This is a genomic window from Dorea sp. YH-dor226 (assembly GCF_039832105.1).
Classification (GTDB): Bacteria; Bacillota; Clostridia; order Lachnospirales; family Lachnospiraceae; genus Dorea_A.
Genome location: NZ_JBDOHS010000009.1, coordinates 1 through 15,435, shown reverse-complemented (window position 1 = coordinate 15,435; position 15,435 = coordinate 1). Strand labels below are relative to the sequence as shown.

General features: G+C 45.1%; 16 protein-coding genes. 3 read left to right on the top strand and 13 right to left on the bottom strand.

What is annotated here, in order from left to right:
* Positions 1-6 precede the first annotated feature (6 nt).
* The 8 genes from ABE547_RS09065 to larB all read right to left on the bottom strand — a co-directional run bounded on the left by ABE547_RS09065 (position 7) and on the right by larB (position 7,317).
* Entirely contained in the window at positions 7-1,236 is a 1,230-nt protein-coding gene (locus ABE547_RS09065; RefSeq protein WP_347378580.1) for a [Fe-Fe] hydrogenase large subunit C-terminal domain-containing protein, read from the bottom strand.
* Positions 1,237-1,303: 67 nt separating this feature from the next.
* On the bottom strand, positions 1,304-1,822 hold the full coding sequence (locus tag ABE547_RS09060; protein WP_347378470.1) for a GNAT family N-acetyltransferase: 519 nt from the start codon (positions 1,820-1,822) through the stop codon (positions 1,304-1,306).
* Positions 1,823-1,859: 37 nt separating this feature from the next.
* Positions 1,860-2,561 (bottom strand): tRNA (N6-threonylcarbamoyladenosine(37)-N6)-methyltransferase TrmO, encoded by a 702-nt coding sequence (gene tsaA, locus ABE547_RS09055; protein WP_347378469.1) that lies wholly within the window; start codon positions 2,559-2,561, stop codon positions 1,860-1,862.
* 13 nt (positions 2,562-2,574) lie between these two features.
* Positions 2,575-3,429, bottom strand: coding sequence for an aldo/keto reductase (locus tag ABE547_RS09050; RefSeq protein ID WP_347378579.1), 855 nt, complete (start codon positions 3,427-3,429; stop codon positions 2,575-2,577).
* Positions 3,430-3,478: 49 nt separating this feature from the next.
* The gene (locus tag ABE547_RS09045; RefSeq protein WP_347378468.1) at positions 3,479-4,312 is read right to left on the bottom strand and encodes a deoxyribonuclease IV; all 834 of its coding nucleotides are present in this window, start codon (positions 4,310-4,312) and stop codon (positions 3,479-3,481) included.
* 3 nt (positions 4,313-4,315) lie between these two features.
* A complete protein-coding gene (larE, locus tag ABE547_RS09040) occupies positions 4,316-5,083 on the bottom strand; it encodes an ATP-dependent sacrificial sulfur transferase LarE (RefSeq protein ID WP_347378578.1) in 768 nt (255 codons plus the stop codon).
* A gap of 55 nt (positions 5,084-5,138) precedes the next feature.
* Positions 5,139-6,572: a nickel pincer cofactor biosynthesis protein LarC gene (gene larC / locus ABE547_RS09035; protein ID WP_347378467.1), complete on the bottom strand. Its 1,434-nt coding sequence runs from the start codon at positions 6,570-6,572 to the stop codon at positions 5,139-5,141.
* Positions 6,556-7,317: a nickel pincer cofactor biosynthesis protein LarB gene (gene larB, locus ABE547_RS09030; RefSeq protein ID WP_235250234.1), complete on the bottom strand. Its 762-nt coding sequence runs from the start codon at positions 7,315-7,317 to the stop codon at positions 6,556-6,558. The genes larC and larB overlap by 17 nt, the downstream gene beginning before the upstream one ends.
* Positions 7,318-7,483: 166 nt before the next feature.
* Here larB and ABE547_RS09025 point away from each other — a divergent pair, with 166 nt between their 5' ends.
* Positions 7,484-8,389, top strand: coding sequence for a DegV family protein (locus ABE547_RS09025; protein WP_347378466.1), 906 nt, complete (start codon positions 7,484-7,486; stop codon positions 8,387-8,389).
* Positions 8,390-8,443: 54 nt separating this feature from the next.
* On the opposite strand, the gene ABE547_RS09020 is transcribed toward ABE547_RS09025, so the two are convergent.
* The 5 genes from ABE547_RS09020 to ABE547_RS09000 all read right to left on the bottom strand — a co-directional run bounded on the left by ABE547_RS09020 (position 8,444) and on the right by ABE547_RS09000 (position 12,637).
* Positions 8,444-9,145, bottom strand: coding sequence for a DUF5714 domain-containing protein (locus ABE547_RS09020; protein WP_347378465.1), 702 nt, complete (start codon positions 9,143-9,145; stop codon positions 8,444-8,446).
* Positions 9,146-9,250: 105 nt separating this feature from the next.
* Positions 9,251-10,174, bottom strand: coding sequence for an alpha/beta hydrolase (locus ABE547_RS09015; protein ID WP_347378464.1), 924 nt, complete (start codon positions 10,172-10,174; stop codon positions 9,251-9,253).
* A gap of 179 nt (positions 10,175-10,353) precedes the next feature.
* Entirely contained in the window at positions 10,354-11,142 is a 789-nt protein-coding gene (locus ABE547_RS09010; protein ID WP_347378463.1) for an ABC transporter permease subunit, read from the bottom strand.
* The gene (locus tag ABE547_RS09005; RefSeq protein ID WP_347378462.1) at positions 11,139-12,023 is read right to left on the bottom strand and encodes an ABC transporter ATP-binding protein; all 885 of its coding nucleotides are present in this window, start codon (positions 12,021-12,023) and stop codon (positions 11,139-11,141) included. The genes ABE547_RS09010 and ABE547_RS09005 overlap by 4 nt, the downstream gene beginning before the upstream one ends.
* Positions 12,023-12,637, bottom strand: a complete 615-nt coding sequence (locus ABE547_RS09000; protein ID WP_347378461.1) for a TetR/AcrR family transcriptional regulator — start codon at positions 12,635-12,637, stop codon at positions 12,023-12,025. Before ABE547_RS09000 ends, ABE547_RS09005 begins: the two co-directional genes overlap by 1 nt.
* Positions 12,638-12,872: 235 nt before the next feature.
* Between ABE547_RS09000 and ABE547_RS08995 the strand changes: the two genes are divergently transcribed.
* Together ABE547_RS08995 and ABE547_RS08990 are read left to right on the top strand one after the other, a co-directional pair.
* The gene (locus ABE547_RS08995) at positions 12,873-13,952 is read left to right on the top strand and encodes an acyltransferase family protein (protein ID WP_347378460.1); all 1,080 of its coding nucleotides are present in this window, start codon (positions 12,873-12,875) and stop codon (positions 13,950-13,952) included.
* Positions 13,953-14,028: 76 nt separating this feature from the next.
* On the top strand, positions 14,029-14,958 hold the full coding sequence (locus ABE547_RS08990; RefSeq protein ID WP_347378459.1) for an alpha/beta fold hydrolase: 930 nt from the start codon (positions 14,029-14,031) through the stop codon (positions 14,956-14,958).
* Positions 14,959-15,435 lie beyond the last annotated feature (477 nt).

Sequence of the window (15,435 nt, the reverse complement as noted above, 5' to 3'; positions counted from 1 at the left end):
TTCCTCCTAAAGCCTGCGGGTGAGCAAAGACTCGTCTTCCAGAAGTTCCTCCACCGTATGAAATCCCAATTCTTCCAGAATCTTCAATACATATGGATTCTCAAGCGGTGTCCGAAACTCTGCGGCTTCTGCATAATCATCTACATATTGTTTTCCTTCTTCCCGCGAAAGAAGTACTTTGGGTCCTCCGACACATCCGCCGACGCAACCCATTCCTTCAAAAAAACTGGCATCCGTCTTTTCAGCCCGGATCCGTTCGATCATTTCCATACAGGCTCTGGTTCCATCAGCCTGCTCTGCCTTTACTGCAATATTCCGGTCTGCCCTTAGCTGTTGAACCATATTTTCTACAGCCCGGCTCACTCCTCCGGTACGCGCATAGAGTCTTCCGGCTTCAGATGCATGTTCTTTCTTCATATCTGCAAGCTTCCCGGGATGAATGTCGGCCGCAGTCAATATATCCTGCATTTCCTGAAATGTCAGTACATAATCCACCGCATCTGCAATATCCGGTTCTTCTGCCTCTTTCTTTTTTGCCAGACATGGTCCTAAAAATACCGTAACTGCATCCGGATGAAGTCTTTTTATCATACGCCCGCATGCAATCATTGGAGAAACGGCTCCCGGAACATGCGGAAGAAGCTCATGGAAGATCTTACGTATCATGGCAATCCACACCGGACAGCAGCAGCTGGTCAACTGGTAATCCCCTTTTTTCTTTACATGACGGTCGTATTCCAACGCTTCTTTCAGCGTCAGAATATCAGCAAACAGTGCTACTTCCACCATACCGGTAAAACCCAGTGCCTTTGCCGCAGTCCGAAGCTTTCCAAGCGTGACATCTTTCCCAAACTGCCCCACGGCTGCCGGAGCCACAAGAAGATAAACCGGTTCTTTTGCCTCTCTGACCGCTTTCATCACAGGCAGCACATCTTTTCTCGCTGTAAGCCTCTCCATACTGCATGCATCCATACAGGCGCCACATCCGCTGCAAAGCTTTGGGCTTATTGAAAGTTTCCCCTCTTCATCCCTTATGATGGCATCAAAGATACAGCTTTGCCGGCACGCCCTGTCATATGCGCATTTCTCACAATCACTCACCGGAATCACCGGTGCATACTTTTCCGGATGCAGCAGACAGTCCAGATGCCTGGAATCATACTGCGGAGGAAGTGGTTCTTCCAGTTTCACTTTTCTATTCAGAATATCTTTGTATAATTCATCAAAAGTTTTCATCATCTTTCCGCCCTTCAGACATTTTTATCTACATTATTGGTTGAAAAATGATGAATTATACGCTTTCCTAATCTGTCAGAATCCTTTCAAACGCCACTCGAAGATCACCGTCTTCACATCCTCCGACCAGACGTATCGTTCCACATGGTTCAAAGCCTGCTTTTTTCAGAGCATGCTGCATCGGCAGATTTCCCGGATGTGTATCGATACGTACCGTCTCAAAACCGGCTTTTCTCGCCAGTTCAAATCCATAGGCAAACATCCGGCCCGCGACTCCCTTTCCCTTACATCCATCGGCTACACATACCCGGTGCATGGAAGCATATGGGATATCCGTCAGCCATTGTCCATCAATTTCCTTGTACGAAGGATCCGGTGTCGTCTGGAAAGCAAAAATCCCCTGAATCACACCATCCTCCATTGCAAGATAGGTGCAGGCATTGATCACATCCTGCTCCCAGACTTCTCTGGAAGGATATCCTTTTTGCCACTGGTCCAGTCCCAGACCGTGAAGCTGCTTTTTCGCGTCTTCTGTAATCTCACACATACGGTCAATGTGTTCCTTTTGTGCAATGATAAATTCCATCTCTTTTCCTCTCAATCCATACCTGATATTTTTCTTTTTACGATCTGTTCTGTCCGCTCTGTTGTACCTCGCAGACAATCAGTTTTCTTTCCATCACCTGAAATCTTACTTCAAGACCTGCATATGCCATTCCATAGATTCTCTGCGGATCCTTCTGATACGATGGCCTGGGATCCTGTGCAAGGATCTGCATCAACGGCCCCCTCTGTTCTTCCGGAACGACTGCAAGCCATTGATCAGGGAATTCCACTTCCAGACAATATTCCTGTACACGTTCAGCAAATCCTCCTTTCGCCTCCGGATGACAATCCACATATGGAAGATACGGTTTGATGTCATAGATCGGCGTCCCATCCATAAGGTCCGCACCTCCTACATACAACACCATCCCCTCCAAATCCTCTTTTTCCATGCCCAAAAGGCTTACACAGGATAATCCAAGGGGGTTCGGGCGAAACGGTGAACGGGTGGCAAATACCCCTACCCTTTCATTTCCTCCAAGTCTTGGCGGACGAACCGTTGGACTCCACTCCTCCCTGACCGCCTGTGAAAACTCCCAGATCAGCCAGAGATGCGAATACCCTTCCAGCCCCCTTAAGGCATCCGGATTCCGGTATTCCGGTTCAAATACAATCTTTCCTTTCGTATCCGCGAGCCCACTCTGTCTCGGAATCCCAAACTTGGTCGGAAAATCCGTACGAATATGCGCAATCGGTTTTATAATTCTGCTTTTTTCCATCACTGTTCCCCTGTCAGAAACGGACTCTTTCTCTGTCGGGATGTTCTCCTGACCATCCCGCCTGCGGCATGGTATCCAGACGATACATATCTTCCATCGAGATCTCAAATGAGAAAATATCCTGATTTTCTTTCATTCTTTCCATCACAGAGGATTTTGGCAGAGGAACAATATTCCTCTGTACAGCATATCGAAGACAAATCTGTGCCGGAGATACCCCATATTTTTCAGACAGATCTCTTATCAACGGCTCTTCAAGAACTCTTTTCCGTCCGATCGGGCTCCATGCCTGTACCAGGATCTGATGTTCCTGGCAATAACGAACTGCCGCCTCCTGTGTATAGCCCGGATGAAACTCCAGCTGATCCACCATCGGCTGAATCCTGCAATGGTTTCTGATATTTTCTATGTGATGAGGAAGAAAATTGCTAAGTCCGATTGCACGAATTCTTCCCTCCTCATACAATTCTTCCATCGCTCTCCAGGTCTCCGCATCCAGAGACTTCCAGTCATCATAATCCGGTGCAGGAAGCGGCCAGTGAATCAGGTAGAGGTCCAGATAGTCTGTCTGCAGTCTTTCAAGTGTTCTCTCGAAAGCTTTTTTCGTCTCCTCATACCCCATCTCCTCTTTCCAGAGCTTTGATGCAAGGAAAAACTCACTCCTTGGAATCCCGCTTTGTTCTATAGCCTGCGCAAGATATTCTTCCGTCCCGTAAAATGATGCTGTATCAAAATACCGGTAACCGGCTTCTATCGCCATCCGGATAATATCTGCGCTCTTTCCGTCCGCAGCTTTATAGGTTCCAAAAGCCACACACGGTATCTGTACTCCGTTGTTCAATGTATAGCAATCACTGATACTGGTCATCTTCATACTGTTTCCTCCTGTACACTCTAATATCTGTTCTGTATTACTTTCATTCACACAGCTGCTGCTTCAGCATCTGTATCTCCTGTCTGTGCCCCGCATCATCCAGAGGCGTTTCCAGATAAAACGGAAGTCCTGAAAGTGCCGGATGCTTCATCACCCTGAGCAAAGCCTCCAGTCCGATCTTTCCCCCTCCGATTACTGCATGACGGTCTTTATGAGAACCAAAATCTTCCAGGCTGTCATTCAAGTGAACGGCCCGCAGATGTTTTAATCCCAGAACGCGATCAAACTCCCGGATCACCCCGTCCAGATCATGTACAATATCATAACCTGCTGCAAAAACATGACAGGTATCCAGACAGATGCCGATTCTCTCCGGATGTCTGACTCCGTCCCGGATTGCCCTTAACTCTTCAAATCTTGTTCCGATTTCAGTTCCTTTCCCACTCATAGTCTCCAGAAGTACGGTGATCGATTCATTACCGGTAATTGCCTGATCCAGGCCTGCAATAATATTACGGATACCTGCTTCTGTTCCAATGCCGGTATGGCTGCCCGGATGAAAGACCATATTTTCTATCTCAAGTGCGTCCATTCTTGCAACATCCTCCCGGATCACCATGCACGCGAACTCATAGACCTTCTCTTTTTCACTTGCAAGATTCATCGTATAAGGCGCATGTGCAAGCAGGGGACCGAATCCATGCTCTCTTCGTATCTTCTGAAACTTATCGATCTCCTGATCCGTATACTCTTTATACGTAGATCCTCTGGGATTCCTGCTGAAGATCTGCATGGTATTTGCTTCCATCGCCACCACATTCTCAGCCGTTTTTGCCAGTCCCTTTGCAATTGACATGTGAGTTCCTATCGTATACATCTTCTACCCTTTCTGCTGCAGGTCATGGAGCAATACATCCTGACTTCCGGATCGGAATCCTTCCATGTCAATCGTCACATATACATACCCCTCTTCTTTTACCTGCTTCACTACTTCTTCACTTCGCTCCAGAAGCATTGGAATATCTTTCTTATCAACTTCTATTCTTACCAGATTGCCGTGAACTCTCGTTCTGACATTATAAAAGCCCATCGCACGGATGCTCTGTTCCATAGCATCCACTTTCTGCATTTCTTCATATGTCAGATGCGTATCGTATGGAAAACGTGTTGCAAGACATGGTGTTGAAGGTTTTTCCGCAGTTGATATGCCAAGTTCCTTTGCCAGCCTTCTGACATCCGCTTTGGTAAATCCCGCCTCAACAAGGGGGCTCTTTATTCCAAGCTCTTTTAATGCCTGAATTCCCGGGCGGTATTCCCGTGTATCATCCAGATTCGTCCCCTCGATCACTGTGTGGATTCCCAATCTTTCGGCTTCTTCCTGAACTCTCGTAAACATATATTTTTTACAGCGATAACAACGGTCTTTCGGATTATCCTCAATTCCGGCTTTCTTCAGTTCATCCACATAGATAATCTTATGAGTTGCACCGGCCTCTTTTGCCGCTGCTCTGGTTATATCCAGTTCTGCTGCCGGATGGAGTGTTGTATGAAGCGTCACAGCATGCACCGTCGTTCCATACGTTCCGCATTTTTTGCAGAGCAGCCATAACAAAAGCGAACTGTCAACCCCTCCCGAAAAAGCCACCATGAGATTCTCTTTTGCGTACTGTTCTAACACTTCCCACAACTTTTTACACTTATCTTCATATCCGTCCATGGCCTTCCTCCTGAATGATCTGATACATCTCAGAATATGATTTTCCACTTTTTTCTGCGAGCTCTGATACGCTCTGATATTCCGGATAGACCCGTGTCTCTCCGTCAGATTCACACACTTTTACATATGCTTTCCCGCAGGACGTCTCAATTTCCCTGCTCTTTCGTTTCAGTATCGTACGATCCATTCGGACTCTCCTGATTCCGATCGTCGTTGTCTCACGGAAAAGAATCTCCTCCATGGTTTTGATCTGTTCCTCTTTGCACAGAACATTCAGCTGATATGCCGGGCGATTCTTCTTCATATATACCGGAGTAAAATGCACATCTCTTGCACCGGCCTTCATCAGACGATCCATCACATATCCAAGGCATTCTCCGCTACAGTCATCGATATTGGTCTCCAGTTTCCAGATGGTATCTTTTTCTGCCAGATTCTCTGATTCCTCTATCAGCATTGCCCGAAGGATGCTCGGAACCTCATATGCCCTCTTTCCGGCTCCCATACCGGTTTTTATAATTCGAAACTGCTCCGGAAGATGATTGGATGTGCAGATTGCTGCCGCAATCGCAGCTCCGGTAGGCGTTACCAGTTCACCCCGACGCTTTGTCGCATGCAGAATCAGGCCGTGTTCCTGCATAATATTCATAACCGCCGGAACCGGAACCGGAAGCATTCCATGCTGACAGCGGATCTGTCCGCATCCTTCATATAATACCGGAATCACCGTCTCTGTGACACAAAGCTGATCCAGACATACTGCTGCCGCTATGATATCTACAATTGAATCTACTGCTCCCACCTCATGAAAATGAACCTGTTCCAGGGTCGTTCCATGAGCTTTTGCTTCTGCTTCTGCCAGTATCGTAAAAATTCTGACCGCAATCTCTTTTGCATGAGAAGTCATCTCCGTCTGTTCTATGATCTCCATGACCTCCCGAAGCCCCCGATGCTCATGTTCATGATGATGCCCATGTTCCTCGTGATGATGCTCATGCTCCTCGTGATGATGCTGATGCTCCTCGTGATGATGCTCATGCTCCTCGTGATGATGCTCATGCTCCTCGTGATGATGCTCATGCTCCTCGTGATGATGCTCATGCTCCTCGTGATGATGCTCATGCTCCTCGTGATGATGCTCATGCTCATGATGGTGCTCATGGTCTTCCTTCCCGAAAAGATATTCCATGTCATGATCATGATTCTCATGGTCCTCATCCAGAATTACCTGAAAATCACAGACATCAAGTCCGGCCTTTTTCACGCGGCTGATCTCCACACGAAATCCCGATACCGGAACAGAATCCAGTACACGCTTCAGTACTTCTTCATCTGCTCCGAGATCCAGAAGTGCAGCCACCACCATATCTCCACTGATTCCGGAATAGCATTCCAGATACAACTTATTTTTCTTCTTCATGTTTTTTCACTCCCAGTCGATTAATCTGTGAAGCCATATACCCCGCTCCATATCCATTATCAATATTTACAACTGCAATTCCATTGGCACAGGAATTAAGCATCGTCAGAAGCGCAGATATCCCCTTCAGATTTGCTCCATATCCCACAGACGTCGGAACTGCAATGACCGGCTTGTCCACCAGTCCTGCCACAACACTTGCAAGCGCTCCTTCCATACCTGCCACTGCTACGATGCAATTGGCAGATTGTATGAGATCCATCTGCGAAAGCAGACGATGTATTCCACTGACCCCTACATCATACGCTCTCTTTACAGAATTACCAAGATATTCTGCCGTCTGAGCCGCTTCTTCTGCAACGGGAATATCTGCTGTTCCCGCACTGCAGACTACGATACTGCCGATTTTTTCTTTTTCTTTTTTTTCTATTTTTACAATTCTTGAAACCGGATCGTACTCGATCTGGGGGAAATATGCTTTCAAAAACTCATACTGTTCTATGGAAGCACGCGTCCCCATAACTTCTCCCTCAGCTTTCACAATCTTTTCAAAAATATGAAGAAGATGTTCATCCATCTTTCCATTGCAGAACACAACTTCTGCTGCTCCGCTGCGAATCTTCCGGTGTGTATCGATTTTCGCATACCCCAGTTCCTCAAATGGCTCCTTTCGCAGATACCCTTCCGCTTCAGAGACAGATATCTGCCCACTTTTGACTTTTTCCAATAATTCTCTCGTATCCATATGTACTTCTACTCCAGATAAACTTTTTAGACAAATTTTCCTTACAAGTTTAACACTTTTTACAGACGACTGCACTAACTTTTCCTGTTTCTCCATCTTTATTTTTATAAATATCGTGCTAAAATAAAACTATAACGATTCGAGATAAACGATAGGAGTGTTTGCTATGGAATTTAGATTCAATATTGTAAGTGATGGTTCCTGCGATCTTCCGGAACAAATGACAGAAGAAAATCAGATTCGTGTTGTTCATTTTCTGGTGTCTTTTGACGGAGAAACATACCAGAAAGAAGGAATTGAATTAAAACTGGATGACTTCTACCAGCAGATGGTCGATCATCCACAAAGATTCCCCATGACTGCAGCACCATCTCCGGAAGACTATTATCAGGTTTTTCTGGATTCTGCCAGAAAAGGACAGGATATCCTGTGTATCTGCATCTCCGGAAAATTAAGCTCTTCCATCCAGTCTGCACAGATTGCAAGACAGATGCTCCTGGAAGATTATCCTGACATTCACGTAGAGATTCTGGATTCTCTTGCCTGCACACTGATGCAGGGTGCATTCGTTCTGGAAGCATGTCGACTGCGAAATGCAGGAAAAACTCTTACCGATGCAGTAACTGTCATGAAAGCACTGATTCCAACCGGTCGAATTCTGTTTACCGTCGGAAGTCTGGAATATCTTCAGCACGGTGGTCGGATCGGTAAAGTGACCAGTATTGCCGGCTCCTTATTAAACGTCAAACCACTGATCACACTGGAAAACGGAGAGATTCATTCCTCCGGAATCAGGCGCGGACGCAAAAATTCTCTCAATGGCACGATACAGTTATTAACAGACTATCTGAAGGAAACACATATGACTCCTGGTGATTATACAATCCTGATTGGATACGGATACGATGTCAAAGAAGCGGATTCTTTTAAGAAACTGGCACTTGGAAAACTGCGGGAAATCTATCCAGATGTACCGGACATCCCGGTCTTTCACATCGGAGCAACCATCGGAGTACATGCCGGTCCATATTCCATCGGATTTGGAATCGTCAGGCGAAGCGACCGCATCTGATTCAAGGAAACTCGAAAAAAAGGATAAAAATAAGGGCTTTAACCAGCCCTTATTTTATCCTTTATAATATGGACAATGCCTTTTCAGGCATTGCTGATTCTCTTGTGAAAAATCACATTGTATCTTCTTCGGAAGTTCCATATCAATCCCCAGACTCTCCTGTACAAATGCAGCAGCCTCTTTTGCCGCCGTAAAAGAATCCCTCTTGCAGCATCTTGGGCCGCCAAGCTTTGCGATCGCACCCAGTGCTCTTGAAGTCATCTGATTCGAATATCTCCAGGAAGTTCCGGTAAGCGGATTTGCCTTCGTAATTATACTCATAAAGATCCCTGCACTCACTGCCGCACCACAGCATCCCCACATGCCACAGGCGCCTCCCGGATACTCGGATCCTCTCTTTTTCATCTCTTCCAGCGCATCCTCATATGCAACCTCTCCGCCACAATTACGATATGCTGTCAGAAGTGCAGCTCCTACCATAACATGATGCTCCGGTCCATGCATATAAATATATGGATCCATCATCAGCATCTGCATGATCTCAATCGGATTCTTTGACTGACTGTTTCGGCAGCCGTTCATGATTACTTCAATTCCACGCTTCGCATGACATTCGTCACATACAAAATGCCCATCCTCACAGCTAGCATAACTTTCAAAAGTCCCATGACACATACTACATTCCATCTTTTTTGCATGTTCAAAATAAACCAGTGGTTTTCCGCAGACCAGACAGGCGCCTTCTCCTCTTGTCATATGTACCTCCCCTTTCCAATACCATCTTTTTGATTCTTCTGTCCAATATAGTATCACATTTCCATAGTATTGGATACAGGAACCTGTCGTACCGAATAATTATTTTCAAATCACCATATCAACATCTTTCCTCAAAATATTACATACCAGATCCATATCTGTCAGATGAATATAATGACTGCTGTGCTCTGCCTGTATCCATTCCCCGTCTGACACACAATCCAGATAGGCATGCATCAGTTCCTGCCAGAGTACTTCAATCTTTTCTGCCTGTTCTTCTGAAGCACCGCCAAATTCCCGGATCTCTTTTCTCGCAATGTCGGAATCATGCGTGATCAGAACGATTCGCATCTTTGGAGCGTTTTTTTGATCCAGGAGTCCCATCAGATGAAACATATCATGCGCCGCTTCATACTCTTTCAGCGCAGTCTCATATGTCTGTGATCTGCCCAGCATCGCCAGTATCTCTTTTCTTTCTTCCTTCGAAAATTTATCATAATAATAAAACGGCGGTGCTTTTCGCATGACCATTCGAACCATCCATCCCAGATGCATTCTGGTAAGCCGCAGATTCATCTGAAGCCCTTCCGTCTTATCTGCTCCACTCTTTTTGAATTCCTCCTCTGTCAGTTCCATACGGAACCGGTAATCTTCCGGTGAAAGAGGATCCAGAAGTACCAGTTTTTCCACCATCTTCGGATACATCTTTGCGAATTTCCAGGCATATAATCCACCCTGAGAATGTGCAAGAATCGCAATCTTTTCTGTATGTTCAACCTGTTTCAGAAGCTGATACAATTCTGTTGCAATATTTTCCGGTGTCCGCTCCAGACGAGATACACTGCTTCTTCCATATCCCGCCCTTTCATAGAGCAGCACGGTATGTGATTCTGCCAATCGCTCTGCAATCCTCCACCATTCTGCCACGGAGGCTCCAAGTCCCATCTCAATAATCACATCCACTTTTCCGTTCCCAAAGATCCTGTATGCCAGTTCTGCAGAACCGACAGAATTTTTTTCTATCTTCATATCATGTTCTCCTCTCATGACAGCACTTGTCTTCAGGTGACTCCTTCCCTCTGTCTGATACTTCAATTTTACAGAAATCCTCACTCCGTCGATAGGCAGGTTTTTCATACGATTGTGTCAGTTTTATAGAAAAAAAAGGAGAGTACATGATGTACCCTCCAAAAGGAACTTTACGAATACTATACACTGATATCTTTTTTCCGATAATACAGAATTGCCACCAGTATGCCGACAATTCCATAAAGAATTCCTATCATCAGCAATTTTTCATCTACCGCTGCTTCTGCCACAATATCAGATGCGTCTGCATAAGCAAATGGTGTTACATATTTTAATCCTTCTGCTTTGTCACTGATATTGCGGATAATGTTCAGGAAATACAGGATCGTTGCAATACCGATCCCGGTTCCCATCGCACTCCCCTTAAGAAATGCAGAGATTCCAAAGCATACGCTCATTACTTCCAGCTGCATTACAAGAAAAGCCAGATGCAGAAGCCAAAATGTCTTTCCCTGCATCTCTTCCCCGATGGCTGCAAAACTTGCAACGGATACAGCTGCGATGATTCCGTTCATCAGTAAAAGCTGCATAACGCATGCGCCCCACTTTTCCATGGTAATCTGAAGACGACTGATCGGATGGGTCAGAAGGAACTCTGCTGTATGATCCTTTTCTTCTTTTGAAAGAGCTGTAATACCCAGGAGCGCTGCATAAAATGCTCCGCCAAGTCCCAGAATGTTTCCACATTCTACCGCATAAAATCCCATTACCTCTCCAAAATTCACCTGATCCATACCAAAGGCAGCCGTAAAACCTCCCATATTGGAGAACATTTCCGATACTCCATCCATCTGTTTTTTCATCTCCGGATATAATACCATGCATACAATGATCATGGACGCAATTCCTATGGTCCAGATGATCAGTGCAAGTCTTCCTCTTTTCATCTCATGTCCGAATACTGTCATGCCTGCACACCACCCTTCTCATAATAATGAAGAAATACTTCTTCCAGCTCAGGTTCTGATATGATCAGATCCTGGACATCTATCTGATTCAATACTTTTAACAGTTTTGACATATCTCCTTCATACAGAAAGCTCACCCGCTGACCTGTCGTTTCCATCCTTCGGATTCCCTCAAGTCCACCAATCTTATCTCTGGTTTTTATCTCCACTTTCCGGCACTGCTTTCCGGCCAGCTGTTCTACACTGCTGCATGCGATCAGTCTGCCCTCCCGCAGAATTGCCGCCCTCCCACAATGTTGCTGCACTTCTGACAACACGTGTGACGACAGAAGGACACTTCTTCCTTTTTTATGACATTCTTCTACCAGATCAAAAAATTCTTTCTGCATCAACGGATCCAGCCCACTGGTCGGCTCGTCCAGGATCAACAGCTCCGGATCATGCTGAAAAGCGCTTACGATTGCAACTTTTTTCCGGTTTCCTAACGACAGCTCACTGATTTTTCGTTTCTCATCCAGTGCAAAGCGCTCACACAGGTCTTTTCTTCGCTGTTCACAGTTTTTTCCATATAGCTTTGCAGACAGCTTCAACACTTCAGCCACACGCATTCCGCTGTAAAACATTGCCTCTGACGGAAGATATCCAATCCTGGACAGGATCTCTTTCTGCTGCCTTCCCACTTGTTTTCCGAATATCTCTGCAGATCCTGAAGTCGGCGATACCAGTCCTAAAAGCACACGCATGGTCGTACTCTTACCTGCACCGTTCGGTCCGATAAAGCCAAAGATCTCTCCTTCCTTTACATCCAGATTCAGATCTATGATTCCTCTGCTCTTTCCGTAATATTTTGTCAGATTCTCTGTGCTGATAATCGCATTCATTATTCTCCCTCCTTCAGATACACTACTTTCCAGAAATCCATCATTTTGTGAAACTCTTGTTCCAGTGACTCTACTTCAAGCGTCCCACTCTGCACTTTCTCCCATAGATAGCCTTCCGTTGCCCAGTACATTTCGTTTAACATCATCTGCAGATCAATCTCCGGACGAAATTCTTCCGGATTGAGCATACTCAGAGATACCCCCGCCTTCTGCTGGATATACCCCGCATAGCTTTCCTGGATACAGGCAGATACCTCCGGATCTTTTTCATAAAATGCTTTCATAACAAATGCTGTGAGTTCCGGATACCGATGCATGATCTTTACCTTTGCATTCAATCCCCGTTCCATCATCTCAAACAGGCTGTCCGGATCATAGCATCGTTCTTCCCTGAGCGCTTCCAGCGTTACTCTGCATGCCTCATCCCATAAAAACAAGTATAGTTCCTTCTTATTGCGGAAATAATAAAACAACAGCGATTTGCTGATTCCCGCTTCAGACGCTATCTCTCCTACCGGGCTTTTTTTGTAGCTGTTCTGACTGAAGACCCGATATCCCGCATTAATGATCCGCTGCCGCTTTTCTTCCGGCAGGGACAGAAATCTCTCATTCATCTTTTCTCCCTTTCTCTGACCGCTCTGGTTAATTACTATTATACCTGACTGACCGTTTTTGAGAAGACCCCTGAGGGGAAATAATCAAATAGAAAAACTACTTTTCACAAAAAATGTTACAAAATTATGAACAAATTACTCGCTTTTTTCTGCGTTTTACTTCTTGTTCATCATCAGAATTAGGAGTAGAATGAAGAAAGTTTTGATTCCTATTAGATTTCAGGGAGGGAAAATCATGTCATCATCAAAGCAGCGAGACTATTTATTCGACAACTACAAAGCTTTTTTGATCGTTCTGGTTGTAATCGGACATTTTATCGAAAACAGCTATGACAACAACCTTTTTTTAACGACACTCAAGTGGCTGATCGTATCATTTCATATGCCGGCCTTTATCTTCATCTCCGGATATTTTTCAAAAAGAAAGCTTCCTTTCCGTGTATTGATCCAAAAGCTTGTTATTCCTTACCTCATCTTCGAATTATTGTATTACTTTTTATACGTTGTGATCATTCACAAACCAACGGGATTGTATCTGATGTATCCAAAATTTTCACTGTGGTATCTGCAGGCTCTCTTTTTCTGGAGACTTCTGACACCTTATGTAAAAAAAATACCACATTATATGATCATCACCATTGCAGCCGGTCTTCTGATCGGATGCTCCACAATGTCAGGGAATCTGCTGAGCATTCCAAGGACGCTTGTATTCTTCCCGTTCTTTCTGGCAGGAACAGATTTCGACAGAGAAAAGCTGACCCTGCTCCGAACCAGACGTAACCGGATAGTTGCAGTCATTCTGATTGCCGCTTTCACAGTCTTCCTGATTCTGAACCCGTATTGCAGGACCGTTTCTCCGAAAGTATTTTACGGAAGATATAATTATCATTTTCTGGGACAGACTCTTACAGAAGGAATTCTCTGCCGGTGTATATGCTACCTCATTGGATTTGTCATGGCATTGGCAGTTGCACTGCTGATTTCCGACAGAAAAACGTGTTACTCCTATATCGGTACGCGGACAATGGCGATCTATCTGTTTCACGGACTTGTCTATTCCACAATTAAGGGATGCAGCGGCATTCTTTCAGACGTCCACTCTCCGGCAGAATCAATGCTTCTGATCCTGTTTTGTGTGATACTGGTTGGAGTATTATCGATTCCGCAGCTTTCAACGATGACCGCGGCAATCTCCGATATTCGGCTTCCTCACCCTGCATTTTCAAAACCACGTTTACGGGACATCCTTTCTATTCTTTCCGCACCTTATCAGGATCCGTTTTATTATTCCCGCTTCTGGTGGGTATTTCATTGACAGATACACCTCCGAATCCTAAAATAAAAGTAACAGGATTATCTTGATAATCAGGAGACATTGGAGGTGTATTATCATGTTACATGAAGTAAGTTTCAGATCCTTTAACGAGCGGGATGAAGTACAGGGATGGATCTATGTTCCGGCTGCGAAACCAAAGGGCATCGTTCAGATCATTCATGGATTCGGAGAGCATTCCAGAAGATATCTGCATATGATCGTTGCATTTCTTGATGCCGGTTTCATCGTTGCCGCAGATGATCATGTGGGACACGGAAAAACAGCTATGGTCAACGACACTTGGGGTGACTGGGGAGAAAAAGGATGCCACACTATGATGGAAGATGAGCATACTTTGAAAGAACTGGTATGTGAGAAATATCCGGATCTTCCGTATTTTCTGTTCGGACACAGCATGGGATCATTTATCGCAAGAGACTATGCCGCAAAATACGGAGACGACCTTGCCGGAATCACGATCTGTGGTACCTGTGGTGTATTCCGCAATGCAGACGTTGCTGAAGAAGCTTTGAAAAAAGCAGTGGAAGAAGGACACGGAAAAGAATGTAATCCGGAATATGCAGGAACTTTGCTTGGCTGGATGTGCGAGCGCTGCGGCGAGATCCGGATCGGAAATGAATGGATCTGTGCTGACCCGTACGTACAGACAGACCATGCCGAAGATCCATTTGATGCATTTACAAAACCGACCAGCAATCAGGCGATGTATGATTTCACACAGATGATGAGCGTCATCACAGGAATCGAATGGGCCAAGAAAGTGCCGACCACACTTCCGATCTACAATATCGCAGGCGACCAGGATCCGGTCGGCGAATACGGAAAAGGCGTATATGAAGTGGCAAACTGGCTGTGCGACACCGGCCACAATGTAAAGACCCGCCTTTACTCCGGATACCGCCATGAGATCCATAACTACAATGCGATCAAAGGTGATGTAGAACAGGGCATCATTGCTTTCATGAATGAAGTATTAGAGAAATAATGGATAAAAGAAAGATCCTGCGAGAGATTCCATGCTTTTTGGCATATGATTTCTCACAGGATCTTTTTATAATACACAACAATTATTCATATAGTCTTCTTATGATCTTAAAATTGTTCGTGAAATGTCCCATCTTTATATAAGCCAAACTTCACACCATATCTCGCCAGCAGACGATTGATGCCTTCTGTATGATCAATCAGTTCCCTCATCTTTTGTCGCCTCCTCCGGATATCAGAAAAGGCGCCCGAAACTTTTTGTTTCGAGCGCCTTCGCTTACCCTTTTATATTTCAGTATATTACTACAGCAAATCTACTTTGTCAAGAAATTCACTTATTACAGTGCCATTTTATATGTATAGGTGTCAATGATTGGTAACACTTCACCCCTAAGATAATGTCAAGGGAAAGGTGGAGATTCTCGAAGAGAATACTACCTGACCTTGACATTATCCTTTATGATATACTGGTTCACGG